Annotated in this window: 21 protein-coding genes and 1 pseudogene; 3 read left to right on the forward strand and 19 right to left on the reverse strand. The window is 33.3% G+C overall.

The window, feature by feature from the left end; all coding sequences use genetic code 11:
• Positions 1-2: 2 nt before the first annotated feature.
• The 4 genes from QTL86_RS15860 to QTL86_RS15875 are packed head-to-tail and all read right to left on the reverse strand — an operon-like array spanning position 3 to position 4406.
• Complete coding sequence (locus QTL86_RS15860) at positions 3-1166, reverse strand: ABC transporter substrate-binding protein (protein WP_410495387.1); 1164 nt, start codon at positions 1164-1166, stop codon at positions 3-5.
• Between the two features lie 43 nt (positions 1167-1209).
• Complete coding sequence (locus QTL86_RS15865; RefSeq protein WP_013655417.1) at positions 1210-2397, reverse strand: nitrogenase component 1; 1188 nt, start codon at positions 2395-2397, stop codon at positions 1210-1212.
• Position 2398: 1 nt separating this feature from the next.
• Positions 2399-3655, reverse strand: coding sequence for a nitrogenase component 1 (locus QTL86_RS15870; protein ID WP_410495388.1), 1257 nt, complete (start codon positions 3653-3655; stop codon positions 2399-2401).
• Positions 3642-4406 carry an AAA family ATPase gene (locus QTL86_RS15875; RefSeq protein ID WP_410495389.1) on the reverse strand — a complete coding sequence of 255 codons (765 nt, stop codon included), beginning with the start codon at positions 4404-4406 and terminating at the stop codon, positions 3642-3644. The genes QTL86_RS15870 and QTL86_RS15875 overlap by 14 nt, the downstream gene beginning before the upstream one ends.
• A gap of 175 nt (positions 4407-4581) precedes the next feature.
• Between QTL86_RS15875 and QTL86_RS15880 the strand changes: the two genes are divergently transcribed.
• Positions 4582-5217 (forward strand): Crp/Fnr family transcriptional regulator, encoded by a 636-nt coding sequence (locus QTL86_RS15880; protein ID WP_410495390.1) that lies wholly within the window; start codon positions 4582-4584, stop codon positions 5215-5217.
• A gap of 316 nt (positions 5218-5533) precedes the next feature.
• On the opposite strand, the pseudogene QTL86_RS15885 reads toward QTL86_RS15880, so the two are convergent.
• Positions 5534-6744 (reverse strand): annotated as a pseudogene (locus tag QTL86_RS15885) (IS4 family transposase).
• 356 nt (positions 6745-7100) lie between these two features.
• Between QTL86_RS15885 and QTL86_RS15890 the strand changes: the two are divergent.
• Positions 7101-7502 carry a phytoene desaturase family protein gene (locus tag QTL86_RS15890; protein ID WP_410495391.1) on the forward strand — a complete coding sequence of 134 codons (402 nt, stop codon included), beginning with the start codon at positions 7101-7103 and terminating at the stop codon, positions 7500-7502.
• Between the two features lie 223 nt (positions 7503-7725).
• On the opposite strand, the gene QTL86_RS15895 is transcribed toward QTL86_RS15890, so the two are convergent.
• From QTL86_RS15895 to QTL86_RS15950, 12 genes are all read right to left on the reverse strand, one after another.
• The gene (locus QTL86_RS15895) at positions 7726-9633 is read right to left on the reverse strand and encodes an FtsX-like permease family protein (protein ID WP_410495392.1); all 1908 of its coding nucleotides are present in this window, start codon (positions 9631-9633) and stop codon (positions 7726-7728) included.
• Positions 9633-10385 (reverse strand): ABC transporter ATP-binding protein, encoded by a 753-nt coding sequence (locus tag QTL86_RS15900; RefSeq protein WP_410495393.1) that lies wholly within the window; start codon positions 10383-10385, stop codon positions 9633-9635. The genes QTL86_RS15895 and QTL86_RS15900 overlap by 1 nt, the downstream gene beginning before the upstream one ends.
• A gap of 93 nt (positions 10386-10478) precedes the next feature.
• A complete protein-coding gene (locus tag QTL86_RS15905; RefSeq protein ID WP_410495394.1) occupies positions 10479-11504 on the reverse strand; it encodes a sensor histidine kinase in 1026 nt (341 codons plus the stop codon).
• On the reverse strand, positions 11504-12172 hold the full coding sequence (locus tag QTL86_RS15910) for a response regulator transcription factor (protein WP_013655406.1): 669 nt from the start codon (positions 12170-12172) through the stop codon (positions 11504-11506). The genes QTL86_RS15905 and QTL86_RS15910 overlap by 1 nt, the downstream gene beginning before the upstream one ends.
• A gap of 270 nt (positions 12173-12442) precedes the next feature.
• Positions 12443-13315 carry a hypothetical protein gene (locus QTL86_RS15915; RefSeq protein ID WP_410495395.1) on the reverse strand — a complete coding sequence of 291 codons (873 nt, stop codon included), beginning with the start codon at positions 13313-13315 and terminating at the stop codon, positions 12443-12445.
• Between the two features lie 482 nt (positions 13316-13797).
• The gene (fmt, locus tag QTL86_RS15920) at positions 13798-14739 is read right to left on the reverse strand and encodes a methionyl-tRNA formyltransferase (protein WP_410495396.1); all 942 of its coding nucleotides are present in this window, start codon (positions 14737-14739) and stop codon (positions 13798-13800) included.
• Between the two features lie 18 nt (positions 14740-14757).
• On the reverse strand, positions 14758-15036 hold the full coding sequence (locus tag QTL86_RS15925) for a 3-dehydroquinate synthase II (protein ID WP_410495397.1): 279 nt from the start codon (positions 15034-15036) through the stop codon (positions 14758-14760).
• A 405-nt stretch (positions 15037-15441) separates the two neighbouring features.
• Positions 15442-16101, reverse strand: coding sequence for an HAD family hydrolase (locus tag QTL86_RS15930; RefSeq protein WP_410495398.1), 660 nt, complete (start codon positions 16099-16101; stop codon positions 15442-15444).
• 167 nt (positions 16102-16268) lie between these two features.
• Entirely contained in the window at positions 16269-16634 is a 366-nt protein-coding gene (locus QTL86_RS15935) for an ACT domain-containing protein (RefSeq protein WP_013655402.1), read from the reverse strand.
• A 4-nt stretch (positions 16635-16638) separates the two neighbouring features.
• Positions 16639-17175, reverse strand: a complete 537-nt coding sequence (locus QTL86_RS15940) for a hypothetical protein (protein WP_410495399.1) — start codon at positions 17173-17175, stop codon at positions 16639-16641.
• Positions 17176-17188: 13 nt separating this feature from the next.
• Positions 17189-18292 (reverse strand): 4Fe-4S dicluster domain-containing protein, encoded by a 1104-nt coding sequence (locus tag QTL86_RS15945; RefSeq protein ID WP_410495400.1) that lies wholly within the window; start codon positions 18290-18292, stop codon positions 17189-17191.
• Positions 18293-18294: 2 nt separating this feature from the next.
• Positions 18295-18861, reverse strand: coding sequence for a TetR/AcrR family transcriptional regulator (locus QTL86_RS15950; protein ID WP_127065430.1), 567 nt, complete (start codon positions 18859-18861; stop codon positions 18295-18297).
• A 262-nt stretch (positions 18862-19123) separates the two neighbouring features.
• On the opposite strand from QTL86_RS15950, the gene bioB reads away from it, so the two are divergent.
• The gene (gene bioB / locus QTL86_RS15955; protein WP_410495401.1) at positions 19124-20095 is read left to right on the forward strand and encodes a biotin synthase BioB; all 972 of its coding nucleotides are present in this window, start codon (positions 19124-19126) and stop codon (positions 20093-20095) included.
• Between the two features lie 161 nt (positions 20096-20256).
• Here the strand turns inward: bioB and QTL86_RS15960 are convergent, their stop codons facing one another.
• Both QTL86_RS15960 and QTL86_RS15965 read right to left on the reverse strand, forming a co-directional pair.
• Positions 20257-20841 carry a DUF2271 domain-containing protein gene (locus tag QTL86_RS15960; protein WP_410495402.1) on the reverse strand — a complete coding sequence of 195 codons (585 nt, stop codon included), beginning with the start codon at positions 20839-20841 and terminating at the stop codon, positions 20257-20259.
• Between the two features lie 236 nt (positions 20842-21077).
• Positions 21078-22328, reverse strand: coding sequence for an MFS transporter (locus tag QTL86_RS15965; RefSeq protein ID WP_410495403.1), 1251 nt, complete (start codon positions 22326-22328; stop codon positions 21078-21080).
• Positions 22329-22353: the final 25 nt, after the last annotated feature.

A 22353-nucleotide genomic window follows, 5' to 3' on the forward strand; every position in this document is an offset into this window, starting at 1 on the left:
TCTTATACTCCATTAGCAGCTTCACGACTTGGATTAAAGATTGTAGTTACATCTTCATCTGTTAATTCAATACCATAGAATTCACTATAATATTCTTTTACTTCTGTATTCATATCCACATCTTCAAATTTCTCTGGATACATTTGTTTTGCAAACCATTCTAACATAAGTGGTGTATCTGATGAAGGTGGATACCATCTATACATGCCTAATGGAATTTTGTAAACTTCTCCATCTTGTACAGCTTTTACGCTTCCCCAGTCTGCATTATCAATTGTATTATCCATTAAATCTTCTGGCATTCTACTTGAGAAGTTCGTGATAAAGATTTTATCTGGATTCCATGTATAAATTTGTTCCATATTAACAGCTGCTGTTCCTTTAATTTCATCTGCAGCGTTAATACCACCTGTCGCTTCAATCCAGAAATCTCCAAAGTGTCCATCTCCTGCAACAGTTAATTCTTCATCACTATAACGATAGAGAATAAGTACGCGTTCTTTCTCTTCTTCTGTAATATCTTCAACTTTTGCCTGAACTTCTTCAAGTACTTGGTATCCCATTTCTTTGATTTCTTCTGCACGGTCTTCTTTTTGGAAAATAACACCTAATTGTTCCATCCAAGAAGAAACTGCTTCAATAGCATTGCCATCCCCCGTAGGATTTGCTATAAATCCAACTGCTGGGATACCTGCTTTCTTTAAAATTTCATATTCCTCTGTATTGGTTCCTAAGTAAAATACAACGTCTGGATCTAATTTCATTAATTCTTCTGCATTAATTTGTCCATCTTGAATAAATCTTGTCTCTACACCAGATAAGTCTGCTACTTTACCAAGCATTGACCCTTCTGCTGCTGCTTTAGCTGCTGGGTGCATACCAACTAATCCCTCTGCTGAACCTTGGAAAAGTGTATAAACAGATGGTAATGGCCATAAAGAAGTAATAACCACTCTCTCAATTTTTTCAGGTAATACAACTTCATTTCCTACTTGGTCAATGATTGTTCTAGTCCCTTCATTTGTTGCCACTTCTTCACCTGCATTTGTTCCTGCTTCTACTGATGGTTGTTGCTCGGCTGAAGAAGCTGCTGTCCCACATCCTACTACACTAAAAACCATTCCCGTTGCTAATACTGCTGTTCCTAATTTCTTTAATAAGTGCATATACTCTCCTCATCTCTATATGGATTATGTTTAGTTACTCATTCTAAGTATCTTTCTTAAGTGACTTGGCTAAAGGACTACTTTTCATTACTTGGTCCATATATTCACCCATAATTCTTGGGCTATTATGCCAATATAATCTACTAGATACTGCTACGTGAGGTAACTCAATAAATTCTGCTTTACTATAACTTGGTATAAGCTGTTTAAATAATGGATCACCAATAATAACGTCATAAGTATCTGCTTTTAATAATTTTATAAGTTGTAATTCACTTTCAATATGAATATCTCCTTGGCATGCAAGCTGCTTATCTAATTTAAAGAATGTTGCTACCTCTACATTTTCTATTTGATATTCATCTTTTAAATAATCTCTAATGCTATTTGATAAAATCTGCTCTCCAGTAATAAGCACACGTTTTTGTGTCTCTGAAGTAGCTTCATCTGTAACTTCTGCTACATCTTTTTGTCCGACTTTTAATGCTTCTATTAATCTACGTTCACCAGACTCACCTACTGGTACACCTACAATATATGGCATTTGATAGTGTTTTTCTAAATATCTTGCAAGCTCTAAACCAGCTACTGAAATAACAATATTGATTTGTGCTTTAGTTGTTTGTTGGATGGCTTCAAAGCTTGTATGCATACTCCAACTTGCATTGACTTTATAGCCATGTTTCTCTAATAGTGCCATTAAGTCTGTGATATTTTCATTTATAGAAAAATCTAAAGGTGTTGCCCCTAAAATATTAACTGTTTTTTCCTCTTTTACATCGCAAGCTTTTACAAATCGTTTTGCAAGTTCTAAATAAGCTTGCGAAATACCTATATCATAGTAATTAAGCCCTGTTGTATCAAAACCTAAACTTGGCACCTTTGTCATATTCTCTATTTCTTTTGCAATACCTGTAAAGTCTGATCCAATAATCATTGGTACAGGGCTTCCTAATACGGTAATAAATTCTGGCTTTAAATCTTCTGCTGCCATTCTTACTTTATTAATAAGTTTTTCGTCATCTCCTAAAACAGCATCTAACTCTCTAAGTCCTGAGCAGAATACTAATTTTTGATTATCATACCATCTTGGTTCATCAAACCCTGTATAATTCCCTGTACATCCAGATGCATCATGAATAACGCTCATACCACCAAGCTCATAAAGCGCTGAACAAACTCCAGAATAATCAGGTGCAAAAGGAGGTAATTTAATACATAATTTTCTCATGCTACACCACCAGTCCATATTTTTCAATCATTTCTTTAAGTGCCATTGGCTCAAGATAACATTTTGTCATCTTTTCCATAAGCTTCATAATACCGCTATATCCAAACATATACTCATCTTGAATTAAATCTACTACATGTTTCGCTTTATCAATATATGCCGCATTGTAACCAATCGCGATACAGTCCTGTTCTTCTTCAACTCTACTAATACGATTATGATTGGTTGCTGAAATAATCTCTACCCCCGGTGCATTTACCTTAAGCCATTCAAATGACTCTTTCTCAAAGGCTACTACTTCTTCAGCATATACTTTTTGTACGTTAAAACCATAACTGATAAGTGCTTTGGCTAAATTGTATGGTCTGCAAACCGCTGAGTGACCAATAATAATTGGGAAGTCCCCAATAACTTCTCTAGCTTTTTTGATTTGTACTTGAGCTTCTTCTTGTATAGCCGTTAGGTCTATAGCAGCATCTTTATCAATAAAATCAATAATCTCTTTGTATTGCGCTGCAACTGTTTCCATCTCATAACTGACTGGTAAGAAACGATAATCTACTTGATGCTGGCGCTTCATATCTTCTGCTGCCACTTTTGCTTCTGGTCTTAGAACAAGATTGTATTTACTTTCACCCATTTGTTCAAAATCTTTAAATGTTTTTTGCTCTGAAATATGTTTTACTTCTTTAATACCTAGTTGTTTAAGTACGTCAAATAACTCATTATTTTCTTCTAAAGCAACGAAATTTCCTAAAAGATTAAGTGTGTTCTCTTTTCCTCCATTTCCTTCAACAAGCTCATACATTTTACGTTGAAGTGTTACTGGTGGTGGCGTTTTAGAGCCATTTGTAATTGGATTCATATGTCCTACTTGGAACTTAATAGGATACTTATTATTTAAAACATCTAAAATGGCTACGTGGTCTGTTCCTAATAAATCATCTAAACAACTTACGAAGATGAAAATTACCTTAGGTTGTTCTTCTAACGCTTCTAATAAAGCCTCTACCCCTTGGATAATAAGATCTTCATAGCTTCCTGAAACAATATCTGCTTGATCTATATATAAATAAGATAGGCGCTCTTTATTCCCATGTTCAATGGCACCTAACGCACCATGTCTACCACATGCAGATGGGCATACAAAAAGTTGATAGCTTTCTGGTACTAACATACCTACTCTTACAACACCCCATCCACCATGTGCTGGTGAGCAATAATGTACTGTGCTTGTAAATGGATTATTCCTCTTCATCGCGTGTTCCCTCCAGTATAAGTTCTGCGAGTTCTAAGTAGTGTTTTGCCATTTCAGATTCGGGGTAAGCTTCTACCACTGTTTTACCTTGCTGCTCTGCTAATTGTACATGTCCGTCTCTAGGTATTTTCTTAACTACTTTTGTGCCAATTTCTTCGGCTGCTTTATTAACAATGTTTTCTTCATCCTCTACATTTCTTGAGTTAAGAATAATCCCACCTAATTTTGCATAACCTCTTGTTCCAAAGTTTTTAATCGCACTCGAAATATTAGAGGCTGCATAAAGTGCCATCATTTCCCCTGATGAAACAATAAACACATCGTTAGCATAGCCTCCACGAATTGGCATTGCAAAGCCACCGCATACTACGTCTCCCAGAACATCATAGATAATAATATCTGGCTTATAAATGTTATAGGCATCTAATTCTTCTAACTTTTCAAATGCTGTAATGATACCACGTCCAGCACATCCAATACCTGGTGTTGGGCCCCCTGCTTCCACACAAAGTGCACCTTTATATCCAATTTTAACGATATCTTCTAATTCAACATCTCCGCCTTTTTCCTTAATAGCATCTAAGACAGTAATAAGACTTTCTCCACTTAATAAGTTTGTTGTTGAATCCGCTTTTGGGTCACAACCAATTTGCATGACCTTATACCCTTTTTCTATAAGTGCTGCTGTCAGATTTGAAGTAGTAGTTGATTTACCAATACCACCTTTTCCATAAATAGCTATTTTTCGCATCTACATTTAGTCCTTCCTTCAATTAACTACTTTTATTATTTCTAATTATTAAACATCCATTATTCTTTATGAATAATTACTCTCTTATTGATTTTTTTACCTACTTATAATATATTATTTTATAAATAATAATATGTCTCATTTGAGACAGCTTATCATAATTTAGGAGATGTCTATGCATAATTTTGGAAAACTATTTAATAACTTATCACAAACCACGATTCAAACCTTGCTCACCCAAGTTCCTCATACAATAAAATCCTATCTTCCTCGAGAGACAATTTTTACTGAAGTAGATTTTAATCGGCAGCTCGGTATTCTTTTAAAAGGTGAGGTACAAATATATAAAACTTTGTCCACAGGTACTGAATTATTACTTAAACATTTAAATGCTAATGCCCTACTTGGTATAGGTTATGTATGGGGGGATGCAGAATATTTTCCTGCCACTATAAAGGCTGTTAGGCCTTGTACAGTCCTATTTTTACCTAAAAATTCTTTAAAAAGGCTTTTTTCACTTGAACCCATTATTCTAGATAATTTTCTAGACGCTATGAATCATAGCTTTTTATATCTCACTAACAAAATAGAAATGCTAGCTCTTCCATCTGCTAAAGAACGCTTATTATTTGTTATTATGGAGTCCTGTCAGACTAATACAAGTATGCCACTTAACAAGTCAAGACTCTGCCAGGAACTTTCTATTAGTCGTGCTTCTTTATATCGTTGCCTTGAGCAGCTTCAAGATGAACAATATATTCAAATTTACTCTAATAGAAAAGTAGGCTTACATCCTTGTGCGTTTAAATAAATCTATTTATGCTTTTATACCCCACTCAAAATAATAGATAAAAAAATAGAGAGCAAATTGCTCTCTAATGTCATTAAGTTAACATTGTGATAGAAACGCGTCCCTAGAAAAAGAAGTTGAAGATTTATTTCTTCAGCTTCTTTTCCTATTTCTAGGTAGCATAAATAGACAGATTTACATCTGTCTTAAAATTTCTATTATTTTACAAAAATTTATGCTACTCTATAAAGGAAGCCATGAAAAAGCTTGATAGTTAAGTTTCGTTCCCTATGCCTATTAGGCCGTACAGGAATGAGATTTCTTGCGATTATGACTTCTAAATCAGGTGATGTTGCTTTTCCATGACAGAATAACCTACACATATGCACTGCAACTGAGAAATTTGCTTTATATGTATGCTTTCTTTGTTTTTTTCAATGACTACGTGACATGTAATCATTTCTGCAAAGTTATACATTATCATATGTGCATAGATTTCTTGTTGGATACACATCACCTTTTTTGAATGAAAATCTAACATTCCAATCGTATATTTCAAATCTCGAAAAGATGTTTCAATCCCCCAACGAGAAGCATACAGTTTTTTACCTCATCAGGAGGATACTTTTCACTATTTAGATTTGTAACTATTGTTTCATAGGAAGTTTCTGAAATAGGAAGTCTCACTATTCGGAAGTGTAATTCATAGAATTTAGCAGGTTCAGATTTCTTGTTTTTAAGTGGTAAATAATCAAACGGTTGGGCTGAAGAAACACTTCGATAATGATTTTTGTCTTTGAAAAGTTCTTTGACTGCATTCGTTTTCTTTCTTGTAAGTTTTAAAGAAATATCAATATCAAAACAGTCTGTTTTGGGTAAATCCAATCCATTCTTTATACCATTAATTCCATCTTTGACACGAATAAGAAAGAACCATCCTTTTTCTTGAATGTGAGCCATGCTGTTGAAAGATTCATAACCTCTATCAGCTATCACGAGTGCTTTAGGAATTTCAGAACGATCAACCATTTCTTGTAGAGCGTTATGTTCATTCTTTTCTTTAGATGTTTGTATTATCACATCATGATAAATAGAATAATTTATATTATACAACGCATTTATATGCAGAAGATTATATGATTTTCTTCCATCTTTTCCAGAATGAAATGAATTTAAATCATCAGGATTGGTAGGAATCTGTACATCAGACCCATCAACAGCAAGTATGGGCATATCTTCATTAAAGTTATCTATAAGTTTACTTGAAAAGCCGTCAAATATCTTCTTAAAAGCTTCGGGCTTTATCTTTTTTCTCTGCTGAACAAACGCAGAAGAAGTTGGTGTATCTGCAGATGCACAAAATAGATCTAATAATTCGTTTGTAAGGCTCCTACTTCCCATTCCAATGATTCCAGCTAAAATTTTATTCATGGGCAATTTCCTTTTGCGTAAAAAGTCACTACCTGGATTGGTACAATAATCTTGCGGATTGTCAGCTAACTTTTGGATTTCATCTACTAAAAGCTTTTTAATTTGTTTGGGTTTCATATGTGTCCTCCTTGTAACTAAGTTTCCTTTAATTACAAGGGCCGCTCTCACTACCTCTTTATTCAATCAGTAGTGAGAGCGGCCACACATTTTCTTTGTCTTGTCAACTACTTTTTCAAAAAAAGATCCCTATACCATTTGATTGGTATAGAGATCTTTTTTCGTCATCTTAACTTAATGACATTGGCTCCACCTTTATTATTTACTTAGGCTTAAAGAAAAAATATCCTCAGCTTTCAGTTCATAATCTTTACTTAAATGTTGACTTTAAAAAGAATATTGACTCAGCTTTTACAGGACATTTACCCACTAATCCTTCCCTCTATATCTATTGTCCTACTAGAGTAGATAATAGTATGATAGCAAGTGATGGTGAATGTATAAGTATAGTAGCGAGAGTTCCAAATTTGCTTTTTAGAAATATAACATGGAATGAGAAAACAGTAAAATTTATGAGAAACAAAATCCTATCTACCCTTAAAAACATCTCAGGTTTAGAAGATATTGAGGAAGATATTATTTACGAAAACCACCTTACCCCTCAGAATTTAAAAGATAGTCTTAACTCCTATGGCGGTGCTGCTTTTGGCTTAAGTCCAACCCTAACACAAACCAATTACTTTAGACCTCACTTTAAGTCAAGTCATGTGAAAAATCTCTATTTTGTTGGTAGTTCTGTTCATCCTGGTCCAGGTGCTTCTATTGTCTTGCTCTCAAGCAAGCTTGTAGTTCAAGAAATATTGAAAAACGATAGCTGAAATAGCTAAAACAACGGCTAATAGAGTAACCCCTACATAAGTCATGATACTTGACTAATAGTAGGGGCTCACATTGGCAAATGGAACATCAAATCTTCTCTCTATCCCATCACTGACTTAATTTTTATCATAACCAATTCATTCGAACTTTAATATTATGAATACTTACACTGCCCATCTGAACTACTTATGATATGGTCCACCTCACCTCATTAAGTAGAGGTTATCTTACTTTTACTACCTTTTTAAAGCTTGATACAGAAACCATATAACTTACTATAAATATACCCATACATATTGTAGCACTTATCACAAATGTTCCTAATAAACTCTCCGATAGAAAGTCTCCTAGTACTTGAATTGCAAAAAAGCTATCTATTAAGCCTATCACTAATGGTAATGCATAAAATAAAGCAACTTCTTTACTAATGGCTCTTTCTAAATCTTTTTTGGAACCACCTATACGCATTAAAATCTGATACTTCTCTTTATCTTCCATAGCATCACTATATATTTTAGTATAAATAATGCTTGCTTCTGCAAGGACAAAAACTAAAAATAAAAAGGTACCAATGGCATAGACTACCCGTAGCCATGCAACATTTTCTATTTTATAAATCCCTATTTGCTTTTCCATATCGTTATCCAAATAAGGGTTAATCCGCTGGGTAACGTCCTCTATTACTTCTTTATTTAATAACTGCTGCTCATTGTCTACTTTAATGCCATAAAAATGAAGGGGTTCTCCTTGCGTTTTTAATCTATTATAAACATCATCATTTACAACAAGTGTGACCTCATTTAAGAGTGAGCCTAGTGTCTTAAATCGAATATCCCCCAGACTTACTTCATAAGGTTCATCATAGATGCGTACCTTGGTTGTTGGCACAAGGCTTGCTAAGGTTCCTGGTCTTTGAATATAAATGACTTTATTGCCTTCCACCATTTTTTCATTCACCTTGGCTATTTCATCTTCATTTCCATTATTTCTTAAAATCCCTAAGAACTGCTCATAAGAAAGAACATTATAGTCACTTCGTTGCCACTTTTCTCCCTCTTTTAAAGTGGACTTTACCCTAAGTACAGTAGTATCTAGTTCATATTGTTTATGACCTACTTCAAGAAAACACTCTGCTATTTCTTTAGTAGAAATCGCCCCTTTAGAAGCAAAAGATGCCGTATAAAGGGTATCATTTTCATAAGACATTGTATAAAGATTTTTCATAGAAACTGCTGTTCCTAATACAGAAATGGTACACGCCGTTAATAAACTCATAGTGGCATAAGTGGTATAATTTTTCTTTATACGGTAAGCAAGGCTATTAATTGCAATGATATTCTCACCCTTATATAAAATTGATTTTTTATTAATAAGCATCCTAAATACGACTGGAATGAATGCGTAAAAGAGCCCATATGTTCCTATACATACAAGAAGTAACGTCTTAAACACATTTAAGGTTGAAAGCTTCACCAAATAATAACCATATAACATGGCACCTAATGATAGTGCTGCTATGATATAGGTTAAAATATTTACTCTAGGCATACGTTCTACCTTTCGGCTATCATTTAATAAGTCAATGATTTTACTTCGTATAATACTTATAAATCCCTTTATGCTCATGATTGTAAAAATCACCATAAAACCAATAGCTGTACGAATGAGGGCTCCATTTGTAATATCAAGTTTAACCTTGACATTAAAACCTGCTAGTCCAAAAATAATCATTTGAAAGAACTTAGAAAACAATGCTCCTAGACTAATTCCTATAACACATGCGCATATACCAATAAGCATCATTTCTATAAAATAAATACTACCTATTGTCTTTAGGTCAACCCCCATAAAAATATAGAGTCCAATTTCCTTCTTCCTATTTTTGAGGAAAATATTTGAAGTATACCAAATAAAAAAGAATATAAATATCACCAAAATAACGATAATCATCTGAGCAATCATCTTCGTATAATTGGCATTGTATTCACCTAAAGTTTTTATGGCATCCCCACGCATAAGTATAAAGAAATTACTGAGTATGATGACTGAAAACACCATAGATATAAAAAACATTGTATAGGTTTTCATATTATTTTTGAAGTTATTGTATGCCATAGCAAACACCCTCATTATCTCGCACCCCCTAAGGTTGCTAATAGGTCAATAATACGTCCATAAAATTCCTTTCGCTCATTACCTCTATTTAATTGACACTTGATTTCACCATCACTTAATACATATACCTTTTGCGCATAACTTGCAGTAAGGGCATCGTGGGTAACCATAATGATAGTGGCTTTCTTCTCTTCATTAACTCTCTTCAAACATGCTAATAAATCAGAAGAAGACTTTGAGTCTAACGCTCCTGTTGGTTCATCTGCAAATATAACACTCGGGCTTGTAATAAGTGCTCTAGCTGCTGCTCCTCTTTGCTTTTGTCCTCCAGATAACTCATATGGATACTTATTCAAATGTTCCTTTAATCCAAAAGTCTCTGCTATGGCAATTACCTTTTCTTCGATTTCCTTACTCTTTTTATGCCCTAATGCAAGAGGTAATGCAATATTATCCATCAAATTCATATTATCTAAAAGACTATAATCCTGAAAGATAAATCCTATATGATCTTTTCTAATCTGTGATAGCTCTTTATTTCTAAGTTTTGTTATATCCTTACCATCTAATAAGATCTCTCCCTTTGTGGGTTTATCAATGGTGGACAAAAGATTTAAGAGGGTCGTTTTTCCTGAACCAGAAGGTCCCATAATCGCTATAAACTCTCCCTCCCCTACTGTAAGAGAAATATCTTTTAGTACCTGTGTCTTAAATCCTTTTATACCATATTCCTTATATAAATGGCTTAATTTTAAAATCTCCTTCATTTAAGCGCCTCCAAAATTAAATTTGTATAATTCAATTTTAATAGCATCGCTAACTATATTCCTTCACTTAACATGACATTTTCATTTGTAACGTTACATTTTTGCAACCTTAATATAATCTGATATCTTATAAAACTTTATTCTAAACAAAGTATACTTTCCTTCTACAGACTCTACCTCTATGTCATGACCTAACTTGTCTAAAATTTTCTTAGAGAAATAAAGTCCCATCCCTGTAGACTTATACGTTGTATTTCTTCCATTCTTACCTGTGAAGCCTTTATTAAAAATGCGCTCTTGATCTTCCTCTGCAATACCTACCCCATAATCTTTGATATTTAAAATAATATATTGGGCGTCTTCTTCACCGTAAAAACTGATTTTCCCATTTACCCCCGCATATTTAATCGCATTACTAATCATTTGCCCTATCACATAGACCAGCCACTTTTTATCTGTATAAGCTTCAAGATTTAAGTACGCCATTTCCACCTCTATATTGTTTTTGATTAAGAAAAAGGCACTTTGCCTGATTGCAGTTTTGACGATTTCATCTAGCCTTTCCTCTCTAATAAATAAATCCTCTACGGCTGCAGTGGCTCTACTACCATAGAGCACATTATTTACTAACAAGTTGATTCTCTCTATTTCATGTTTAACATCATATCCTACTTCATCATCTTCTATTCTCTCTACCATCATACTTAATGCACTAATGGGTAACTTAATTTCATGTACCCATTTAGAGAGATATTCTTCCATCTCTTTGATTCTTTCTTCATTATTAGCTTGTTCTTTAGCAAATTTTAGTTCTTTTGTATCTACTATATAACGCATAATTTCCCCAGACACATCATCCCCTTTAATCTCTTCTCTTGTGATATCTTCCCCTTCTTCTAGTGCATGATATAACTGTTCATAGCTGGATTTCCATTTTATATAGCTTATATAAAAACCACCTAAATAAAAGGTTATTAACACCATGTCTAAATAAAGTATATCCTCTTGTTGTATGGTATCTGTACTTAATAGAAATAAATAGGCATTCACACATAGTAAAATGATGAGCTGTACGGCAATAGTCACTTTTTGTTCAGAAATAAATTGTCTTATTTTCATTACATCATATACCCCAACCCTTTTTTAGTTTTAATAACTTCTTCTAGTCCTATTTCTTTCATCTTACTACGTAACCTTGTCATATTAACAGTAAGAGTATTATCACTAATAAATTCGTCATCATTCCATAAACTCATCATGATTTTATCTCTAGAAACTACCTTTCCTTTATTACGAATAAGCAGTGTTAAAATTTTAATTTCATTCTTGGTAAGCTCTAAACTATTTCCCTTATACCTAAGTTCACATTTATCTATATCTAATACAGCATCGTTATAATACAATAATGCACCTGCATCTGTATATTGGTAAGCTCTCCTTAATAAGGCATTTATTTTACTTAGTAATACTTGAGTGTCAAAGGGTTTTGTAATATAATCATCTCCTCCATTATTAATCCCCATAATAACATCCATATTGGAGTCCCTTGAAGATAAAAATAAAATAGGAAGATTAGATACTTCTCTTATCCGCCCACACCAATAAAAGCCATCATAATAAGGTAAATTCACATCCATAAGTACAAGTTTAGGCTGCTTCCTCACGACCTCTTCTAAAACATTACTAAAATCTTCTATAAGTTGTACTTGCATACCCCACTTTTCTAAACTTAATTTGATCTCCTTGGCTACTTCTAAATTATCTTCTACTAATAAAATATCTTTCATATATAATCATTCCTCCTCCTTTTTAATATTTCCCTATGCTAATCTATTTCTTATATTATCATTTGTGTGTGATTATTTTATAGCTTAATGATAGTATACGCCTTCAAGACTCTCATAAAAATAGAGAGCAATCTGCTCCCCACATCATTTACACTATTTATAGTATACTCATACCATAGGTAGTTACTCTAAAAACTAGTATTACAAATACTCCTATTATCAATAAATTGGACTTTGTTAAACTTCACATTACGCTTATAATATCTCATTTTAGCTCGTATGCTTTTTTCTTTTACGAATGTACCAAGTAATAAAGACAACAATTATTAAGCCTATTAAAATAAATGGCGAAAGTATCATAAGAGTTATGTCTAAATAAGGGCTTCTTAAGGTGCTAAAAATATTTTGATACCAGTTTTCATCAATGACTATTTCTAAATTTCCTTCAGGAAGCGTATTTGAATTATACTGATAAGTGCGTACTCCAACTTTTTTAAACTCTAAATTACTACTTTTGATAATCGGCATATTTTTATCAAGATATAGATTGATCGTTAAATCAGAGAAATCCTTCCACATAGTAGCAGGTGCCAGATAATATTCAATCTCACCTCTTTTAGCATCAAAATCATAATCCGGGTATCCACCAAGACTGTAACCATAAGAAACAATAACCTCATATTCTTCATTCGGTGTAAAACTCATATCAAAGGTTATAGCATCTACTGTCTGCTCCTGGTTATGTCTTGCTAACTCATCATCTGTAAGTATAGCATACTGCCAGTCATTCGTTTTTACTTCTGTATTGTAATTCAAATCGTAACTCTCTACTGTGAAAGATTTATCTTTATCATTAACTACTATGTTTACACTGCTGTTTTCAACATTGGGAGATAGAAACATAGCTTGTGTAGAAGTGTTTTCATTTGTGGTATTCTTCATTTTATAAGTCACAACAATATCCGCTTGCGAGCCATCAACCGTAATATCTAACACCTCTGATAATACAGAAATTGTATCATTTTTCTCAAAGGTTATAGATGAGCCAATATCTGAATGTTTAGGGGCTGCCATATTTGCATAAACAATTTGAGGCAAAGACAATACTAAAACTAACACAAAAATTAAACTCACTTTTTTCATCATGCTTCCTCCCAAACTAATATAAATTTCATTGGTATTTCCTTAATTCACTCTTATAAATTTTATCTATTAAATATCCTTTATTTTCAGAATATCACTCCACCTATACAATAGCAATTATATCCCTTCTAAATAGTCATCTTTATAAGTTGTGGCACAAAAATAACCTTTAAGAGACTATTCCTCCTAAAGGTTATTATATAGTTTTAATATTTTAATCACTTATTATTGTTCTTTGATGAACAATCATTCTCCATTTGTAGTCTATATTCTTCCATATGGAACTTATAGTATACTACACTGTTATTCTCTGCTATCTTATAAATTCCACTTTCTATTACTTATTTGTGATACGGTTCACCTCACCTCGTTAAGTGGAAGTCTTTTTATATACTCTTTATTTGAATAAAACAATTTCAAATTTTTCCTCTTTAAAAATACTTGTTCTGTAAAGTTAAATGAAACAAGGAACTACTCATAACTCATCTGAATACCTTACCAATTAGATTGCTTTTTTCTTTAAATCCATTAAGATAATCTTTCACATTCATTTTTTTACTACCTGAAGGTTTTATTATTTTTAAAATAATTTCTCCATCAGATACTTTAATTCCTATTCCATCCTTGTATAGTTTTACTATTTCTCCATTTAATTTTTCTTTATAAATACCTTCACCTATAATAGCTTCGTATATTTTTATTTCTTTATCTTCTAAAATTGCATAAGATACTGGCCATGGATTAAGTCCTCTTATTTGGTTAAAAACTTCTACTTTGGTTTTATTGAAATTTAAATGTTCATCTTCTCTTGATATATTATAAGCAAATGTTATTTCTTCTTCATTTTGGACAATTCTATTTGCTTGTCCACTTACAATACTTGGTAATGTCTCTATTAATAGTTCTGCACCTAATAGGCTTAATTTATCATGCAACGTACCTACATTATCAGTTTTTTCTATTTCAATGCTTTTTTGGCTTATTATATCACCATTATCCATTTTTAGACCCATATGCATTATGGTTATACCTGTAGTGGTATATCCATCAATAATAGCTTTATGAATAGGTGCTCCTCCTCGTAATTTGGGAAGAAGTGATGCGTGAACATTTATACAACCATATTTAGGATAATCTAATATCTCTTTGGGGAGAAATTGACCATATGCACAAGTAATAATAATATCAGGATTTAAATCTATTATACTTTGATATTCTTCTCTTATTTTAGTCGGTTGTATTACTTTTATATTGTTTTCAAGTGCCACCTTTTTTACAGCTGGCTGCGTCAATACTTGTTTTCTACCAGCTAATTTATCTGGTTGAGTTACTACTCCTATTACATTAGTATTATCAATTAAGCTATTAAGTACATTTACACTAAAATCAGGTGTACCCATAAATATGACTTTTATATCTTTCATTATTATGAACATTCCTTTCTATGGAAAGCACAAAAGGGTAATAAAACCGAAGTACCTTCTCTGGTTATGATTTTCTGATACACTTGTATTATTTTTTATTTCTCCTACCACTGCGTTAATCATCTGTAATGGTCTTTTTTCAATCTCATTTCTATCTACAACAAGTCTTGCATCTCCTTTTGTGCTAACACACAATATCTCTTCTCCTGTTTTAAGTTCACTCATATAACGAGTTGTATTATTGAGTACCAGAATAACCATCATAAATAAAAATCCGTATACATTAAACCAACTCATATTATGCCTCAGTAAATTCAAACTTATCAACTTATAAAATATCTATTTTATTTTTAGCATATCACTCCACCTACGTAATAACAATTATATTTCTTCTAAATAGCAAACTTTATAATTTGCGGCACAAAAATAACCTTATCCAATTGTTTTCTATTGGATAAGGTCTTATTCTTAATGTCCTCCTGCAGTTGTTCATCTATCTTTAATCAAACTTTACTTACCAGCCTGTACCATAATCAATTTGTCTACATTTCTTTATTTTCAAGGTTTCTAACCACCATCTGAGTTACTTGTGGTACGATTTATTATTATTAATTCTAAATCCTTATATTCTCCTACTTTCCATAACCCGTAAAATACTACTTACAAACAGCATTACCTTCCAACATCAATGTTTCTTAGTTGTTAAGCTTCAAAGCTTTTCATCACTTCATAATAATCCATTACAAAATGGTCTGCTATCTCCTGCATTTCTGATTGCATCTCTTTTGTTTGATTATCAAACATTCCCCAAGCTGTCATGCCTGCTGCTTTACCTGCTCTGAGGCCGTTTGGAATATCTTCAAAGATTAAGCACTTATGAGGCTCCACTTTTAAATCTTCTGCTACTTTTAAATAGATATCAGGAAAAGGCTTACCCCTACCCACTTCACAAGAGGTGCGAATCTGACTAAAGTAATCTCTAATATTTAATGCTTCAAGTACAGCTTCTACTAGTTGAATACTATTGCTCGTAGCAATGCCCATCTTAATATTTTTTTCTTTAAGCCATACTAAAAAGTCTTTAGCTCCTGCTTTTAATGGTACTTTTTTAGTATAAAATCCCCATGCCATCTGATTCCAACGTTCTTTGATAGCTTCTATACTCATTTCTAGCTTAAAACGTTCTTTGAAATAAATGGCTGTTTCTGTAAAACTTTTGCCCTCTAATATTTTATCCATATCTTTAGGTACTGTAAGCCCTAATTCACTTAAAAAAGTCTCATCAATTTTTTCCCATACCCACATGGAATCGATTAAGGTACCATCTAAATCAAAAATAACTGCGTCATATTGTTTATTCATTGTGCTTCCCCTCGAGTTTGTCATTATTAATACTTTTTGGTTTCTATAAAAAATATTATAACACCAAACTAAAGCCTAGCCTATTAGTACGATCTCCCTAATATAGAATATCTAATAAGTAAGCAAGCTATTATTCATCTTTCATTCCATTCGGGAAATCTAATCTTCTAAATAAATCTACAATTACTTTCTTCTAATGCGCCTTTAACCTCTTCCCATTTAGAGCCTTTAATTAAAATATAATCCGTATCATACGTGGCCACCACCAAAATTCCTGTCTTCTGCTTAGCAATAATATCTGCTAAGAAAGCTATCATTCCATACTTTCCAAAAGAAGCATCTTCCGCTATTCTAAAACAACGCCAGTCATGTTCAACTTCTATACATGCTTTAGGTACTAGCTTTGTTGGGCAAATAACGGAATACTCCTCATCCGTATGACTTGTGAATACATACAGTTCATTTAAATTTACCTCACTAAAATCCTTTACCTTACATATAGAAAATGCCTCATTAATCATTTGCAAATCCACTTCATCATCTCCCCAATACTCTTTTTTTCATAATATACTGACCTAACTTTATGACTATTCCTAGTATAAATAATCCTCCCCATATGCCTATCATGCATAGCTTCATGGATGTAGCCATTCCTGCTATAGTAACAGCTATGGGATGCTGCACAGGATATAATAATAATACACTAAATAGCAATATATTTTCTATGATATCGAATAATCCTCTAGCAACTGGTACACCAATAGTAATAGTACGTATCCATTTAGCTTTTGTCCATTTATAAGCATATAGAGAAAGTAAAATCTGTACACCACCAAAACCTATCACAAATAAAAAGTCCCCTATGAAATACTTCTGGTAGATGCTAAACCCTTTTGGCTCCATCTGGTCTAAAACCGTATAAACACTATTTGCATCATAACTTTTCATATCAAAAGTTCCATAGCCATTATTATAACTTTGCACGGCTGTACTGCTCCAAGGACTAAATTCTACCCAATAAAATGTAATAATAAATAATAAAACAATTCCCCAAACCACATACTTTTTCCTCATAATCGCTCTCCCCTCAACCCTTTAATTCTTCAACCAAAGCCATTGTGTTTTTCCCTGCCTTGCAGTGGTAGGTACATGCACCACATTGAATGCAGTTTTCTGGATGAAGCTCTTTTATAACCGAGAGATTATTTTTTTCTATAGCTGCAATTATTTTATCTACCCGTATTTGCATCGGGCATTTTCTACTACAAGCACCACATCTTCTGCATCTTGCTTCTTGATCATAACTAATAGCTTCTCCATAGCCTATAAAATTCGTAGTAAGAGTGATTTCATCCTCCTGAGTAGTTTCACGTCCCATCATTATTCCTTCTCCAAAGTAAGGGGTTAACCTTGGTCTTTTTCCTAGGGTTTGACCTAGAATATCTATGACCTTATCACCCACATTAACCCTTGCTACTAAAGCCTCACCTGTTGATAAATCTGCTACTGTTATAAGTCTAGTATTAGCTACTACCCCCTCATAAATGGCCTCGTAAATAGCATAGATAGTTTGAACATTGAGCATTAAAATCCCCTTCATAGCAGGTATTTCATTAGATGCAAAGTTCTTTCCTAATACATGGTTAATCAGTATTTTTTCTGCACCCATAGGGTACCTATTAGGCACTAAACATATCTCATAATTTTTACTATCTATCTTCTCTTTTGTAGCCAGTATGATTCTATTAAACCCAATATACTTATTCAGTAATGCTATCCCCTTCTCAATCTTTCCTAGCTCATGTTTAATGAGCCAATCATCATGAATAAGCCCGGGATCACAGGCCACTGCATTAATAATGAGAACTTTCTCCTTTACTTTTGCATCCACTACTGCCCTTACTTTCTTCTCTGTTTGAAACCCACTGCCACTTAAGCCACAAACCCCTTTTTCCCTAAATTCTTCTAGTAACAAATGAATGTTCAAATCTTCTGGTGCTTTTTTTATTATTTGCTTATTTGATAAATCATAAAAACTATTTTGGCTGCGTAATGCTACGACCTTACTAATCCTTGCTTTTGGAAAACGTCCTTTAATATGTCTGTATTGCTTTTGATAAACTTTTTGAATATGCTTAATGCTAGCATTTCTTCTAGCTTGGCTTTTTGTTAGTAATGGGTATCCTTTCATTTCTATCCCTCCATATACATCTCCATAAAATTTTCTACATGTTTTCTAAGTAAAGGATTCATTCGTTCTTTAGGTTCTTCAATCGTATGGTATAAGAAAAATGGTGCATAGAGCTCCATGGCCATTACTTCCGCATTCTTATCCTTCATCATCTTCTGATTAATTAAGTTTTGAAAAATTTCTTTTTGACAATTAACTGGCATCTCTACAAACAAGGCTTTATAAATAGCAGCCATCTGAGGATTATTAAATTGTTCTATTAGTAGAAGTCTTCTAAACATGATAATCCATTCATCTTGTGTTTGAAAATTAAACATCTGCATACAAGTCTCTACTACATTATCAAAATTCATTTTTTCTAATTCTAGCTCTTTATACTTTTTTAAAAAACGTAATTTAGATTCCTCTACTATGCCATCTAAAATCTCTTGTTTACTTTTAAAATGTTTATATAAGGCACTGTCTCTTACCCCCACTGCTGCTGCTATAGTTCTTACTGAAACAGCCGCAAAACCTTGCACTGAAAATAGCTTCATCGATTCTAATAATATTTTTTCTTTCGTTGTCATTTACACATTTCTCCTTTTACAAGTCAATCGACTCGTATTAAGATTTCTTACCTAATCAATTTAGTGAGCAACTGCTCACTTTTGAGTATAGTTAGCGTTCGCTCACCTGTCAAGATTTTTTATTTGTTTTCTTAGTAAACTTATTTATCTATTTGTAAACCACTTTCATGTAAATAGTTGACAATATTATTTTATTAATTTATACTACAATAAATTTTTCTAACTACGCTTCTTAAAAATCAAACGATAGGAAGGTGTGTCAATGAATAGATTATTGGAACTCAAAAATAAAGTATTAAGTGGTGATTTACTAGAAAAAAGTGAGGCTTTAGAACTCATAGAAATGCCTTTAGAAGAACTGTGTGAGTCAGCTAACGCCTTACGCCTTCACTTTTGTGGTAATGCTTTTGATATCTGTACCATTATTAACGGAAAAAGTGGTAAATGCTCAGAAAACTGTAAGTATTGTGCCCAATCGGCATTTTATGAGACACCTGTAGAAGAATATCCTCTACTTGATACTGACACTATTGTTAAGCAAGCTCAATATAATGAGAAGCGAGGTGTACTCCGCTTTTCTATTGTTACATCTGGTAAGAAATTAAGCGATGAGGAAATCGAGCCAATCTGTGCTAGTAGTAAAGCTATTCAAGAAACCTCTCCTATCAAAGTTTGTGCTTCTCTAGGGCTCTTAGATGAAGGTGATTTTGCAAGGCTCAAAGCTGCAGGTATTAATAGAGTACATAATAATTTAGAAACCTCTAAGCGTAACTTCCCAAATGTTTGTACTACTCACACCTTTGAAGATAAGATCGCTGCTATTAAAGCTGCACAAAAAGCTGGGCTGAACGTATGTAGTGGCGGTATTATGGGACTTGGTGAAACCATGGAAGATCGCATTGATATGGTACTTACCATTAGAGACTTAGGCATTCGTTCTATTCCTGTTAATATGCTAAATCCTATTCCTGGTACGCCTTATGAAAATAACCCTCTTTTAACCAATGATGAAATGCGCCGCATCGTAGCCATTTTTCGTTTTCTCGTACCTAATGCTTCCATTCGTTTAGCAGGTGGTAGAGGTCTGTTATCAGACAAAGGAAGACTTTGTTTTCAATCCGGTGCTAATGCTGCTATTTCTGGAGATATGCTTACAACTACTGGGATTACTATTGAGCAAGATATGAAAATGCTAGATGAACTTGGCTTTATCCCTTCCCTCTGGAATGAATAATTGAATAGAACATCACATCATACAGCAAATTCCTAATCCATGCAAAAAATATGCATAACTAGAACATTCTTTCTAGTCATGCATGTTTTTTTACGCTATTACCATCTATTCACCACTTTACAAATAATCAAATTTCACTTTTTACTATGCAATCCTTTTTGTCAAGGCAAGTACTTAGCATACACATCTACAATAAGATCACTCTCTGCTGCTTCATCAGTGGTAAATTCAGGAACTGCTTCTACTTCACACGCTCCACCACTTATATCTATTTTCCCACTATACAGCACACCACTCTTCTTATAAATAGTTCCTTCTACAAAAAATGTATATACTCCTGATGGCACTTGTTCGCCCTTTTCATTTTTGCAATCCCATAAATACATCACTTCTCCTGTATTCGGCGTTGCAGTTGTAATTGCATCTACTTGCTCTTGGTCATATGTACTAATACCAGATTTTTCTACCCACATTGGAATTGATTCAGCCCTCTTCTCATATCCACCTTGCGCCGTAAACTGTGTTGCACAAACTGTTTTCACCAAGTCCCCTTTTTCATCCTCTATCCATATGGCATATTGATTAGATGAGTAACCTTCCCGCTTTGTATAATCAAATCCTATAGCAACTGTCCCAGCCGTTTGTACTTCAACTGGTTGCACTTTCACCTCTCCTTTCTTACCACATCCCGTTAGGCTACATACTATAGCCCCAATTACCCCTATAACCAAAATATTCTTTTTCATTGTCTTCTACCTTTCCCTTAATATTCAGTTTTTATACTGTATAAAAAAATCCTACCACACAAAGAATTTATGTTTTAGGATTAGTTAATTTATTTTCACAATTTTCACTTTATTATACCATGTTTTTGTTAAATGTCTATACATATTTTAGGCCATAGCTTTGTTAGGCAAATAGCGGAATATGAATAAAATCATGACGTTGCCTATTGCTTAGCTCCCTTGGTAACATCCTATATTTAAATAGTAGCTCCACTCTCTTTTAACTTTCTTAAATTCATTTGGGCTGCTACTGAAACTAATAAGCTTAAGACAGCTCCTATTAAAATAACAAGCCATACTTGATTCTTTAATACATCAAATAACACCCCATACATAGCCTGCCCTAATGGATAAGCACAGGTCGCTATTGCCATAACAAAGGCCATAATTTTACCCATTAATTCATTAGGTGTTCGAGTTTGAACAAAGGTTTGGCCAAATACGTTAAATAGCGTTGCAAACATAATACACACTAATTCTCCTATTATAATAATAACGTAAGCTACTATAGGTATTTCAGTTAAATAGCTTCCAATTGCAATAGGTAAAATACCCATACACGCGACAAATAAAAATACATAGGATTTATTCATACTAATCTTTTTACCAACTACCCCTGAAAGAATAGCTCCTGCTATAGAACCTATGGCTAACGCTGCCTGAGCAAAACCATAATACTGACTTCCTAATTGCAGTGTCTCGTTAAGAATATAAGGTAATCCCACAGCTAATAAGGCTGATAAAAACAAATTTAAAGCTGCAATAATAAATAGCATCTTAAATAGAATCGGTTGTTCATCTTTCAAAAAGTGAATAGCTTCTTTTGTATCTCCTATAACCATTTGTAATATGCCTTGGGTACGGCCTTTTTTTACAAATGGTATTTTAATAAAGCACTCCATTACAGCTGATATAAAAAAGCATATGGTACTAATCACTAAAATCCACGTCATGTCTACGAATGCATACAAAAATCCACCTACAATAGGTCCAAATAAACTGGCTAAAGCTGAGACCTGCGCTACTATACCATTGGCGGCCATTAAATGCTCTTGATCTACTAATGATGGTATGCTTGCCTGAACCGATGGCTGATAAAAGGCTTGAATACAACCCAGTATTATCATAACCGTTCCTATTAGTAAAATAGGATGGCTTACTTTGAGCAAAACTGCAAAACCTAATATCAAAGCTGAAGTAATAAAGTCTAGGCCTACCATAATATTTCTTCTATTAATTCTATCCGACAAAATCCCGCCAATAGGTGATAATACCACACTTGGTATCATAGAAATAGCTAATATCCCTCCAAATATAGTTGCTGAATGTGTTGTATCTAGTACATATAAGGATAAAACAAATCTTAAAATAGAATTTCCAAATAAGGAAATAATCTGCCCTATTACCATTAGTATAAAATCTTTACCCCATCCTTTATTCCCTTGCATATCTATCCCTCCTGAAATTAATTTT

Origin of the sequence: Cellulosilyticum sp. ST5, assembly GCF_046529625.1 — a bacterium.
GTDB lineage: Bacteria > Bacillota > Clostridia > Lachnospirales > Cellulosilyticaceae > Cellulosilyticum > Cellulosilyticum lentocellum.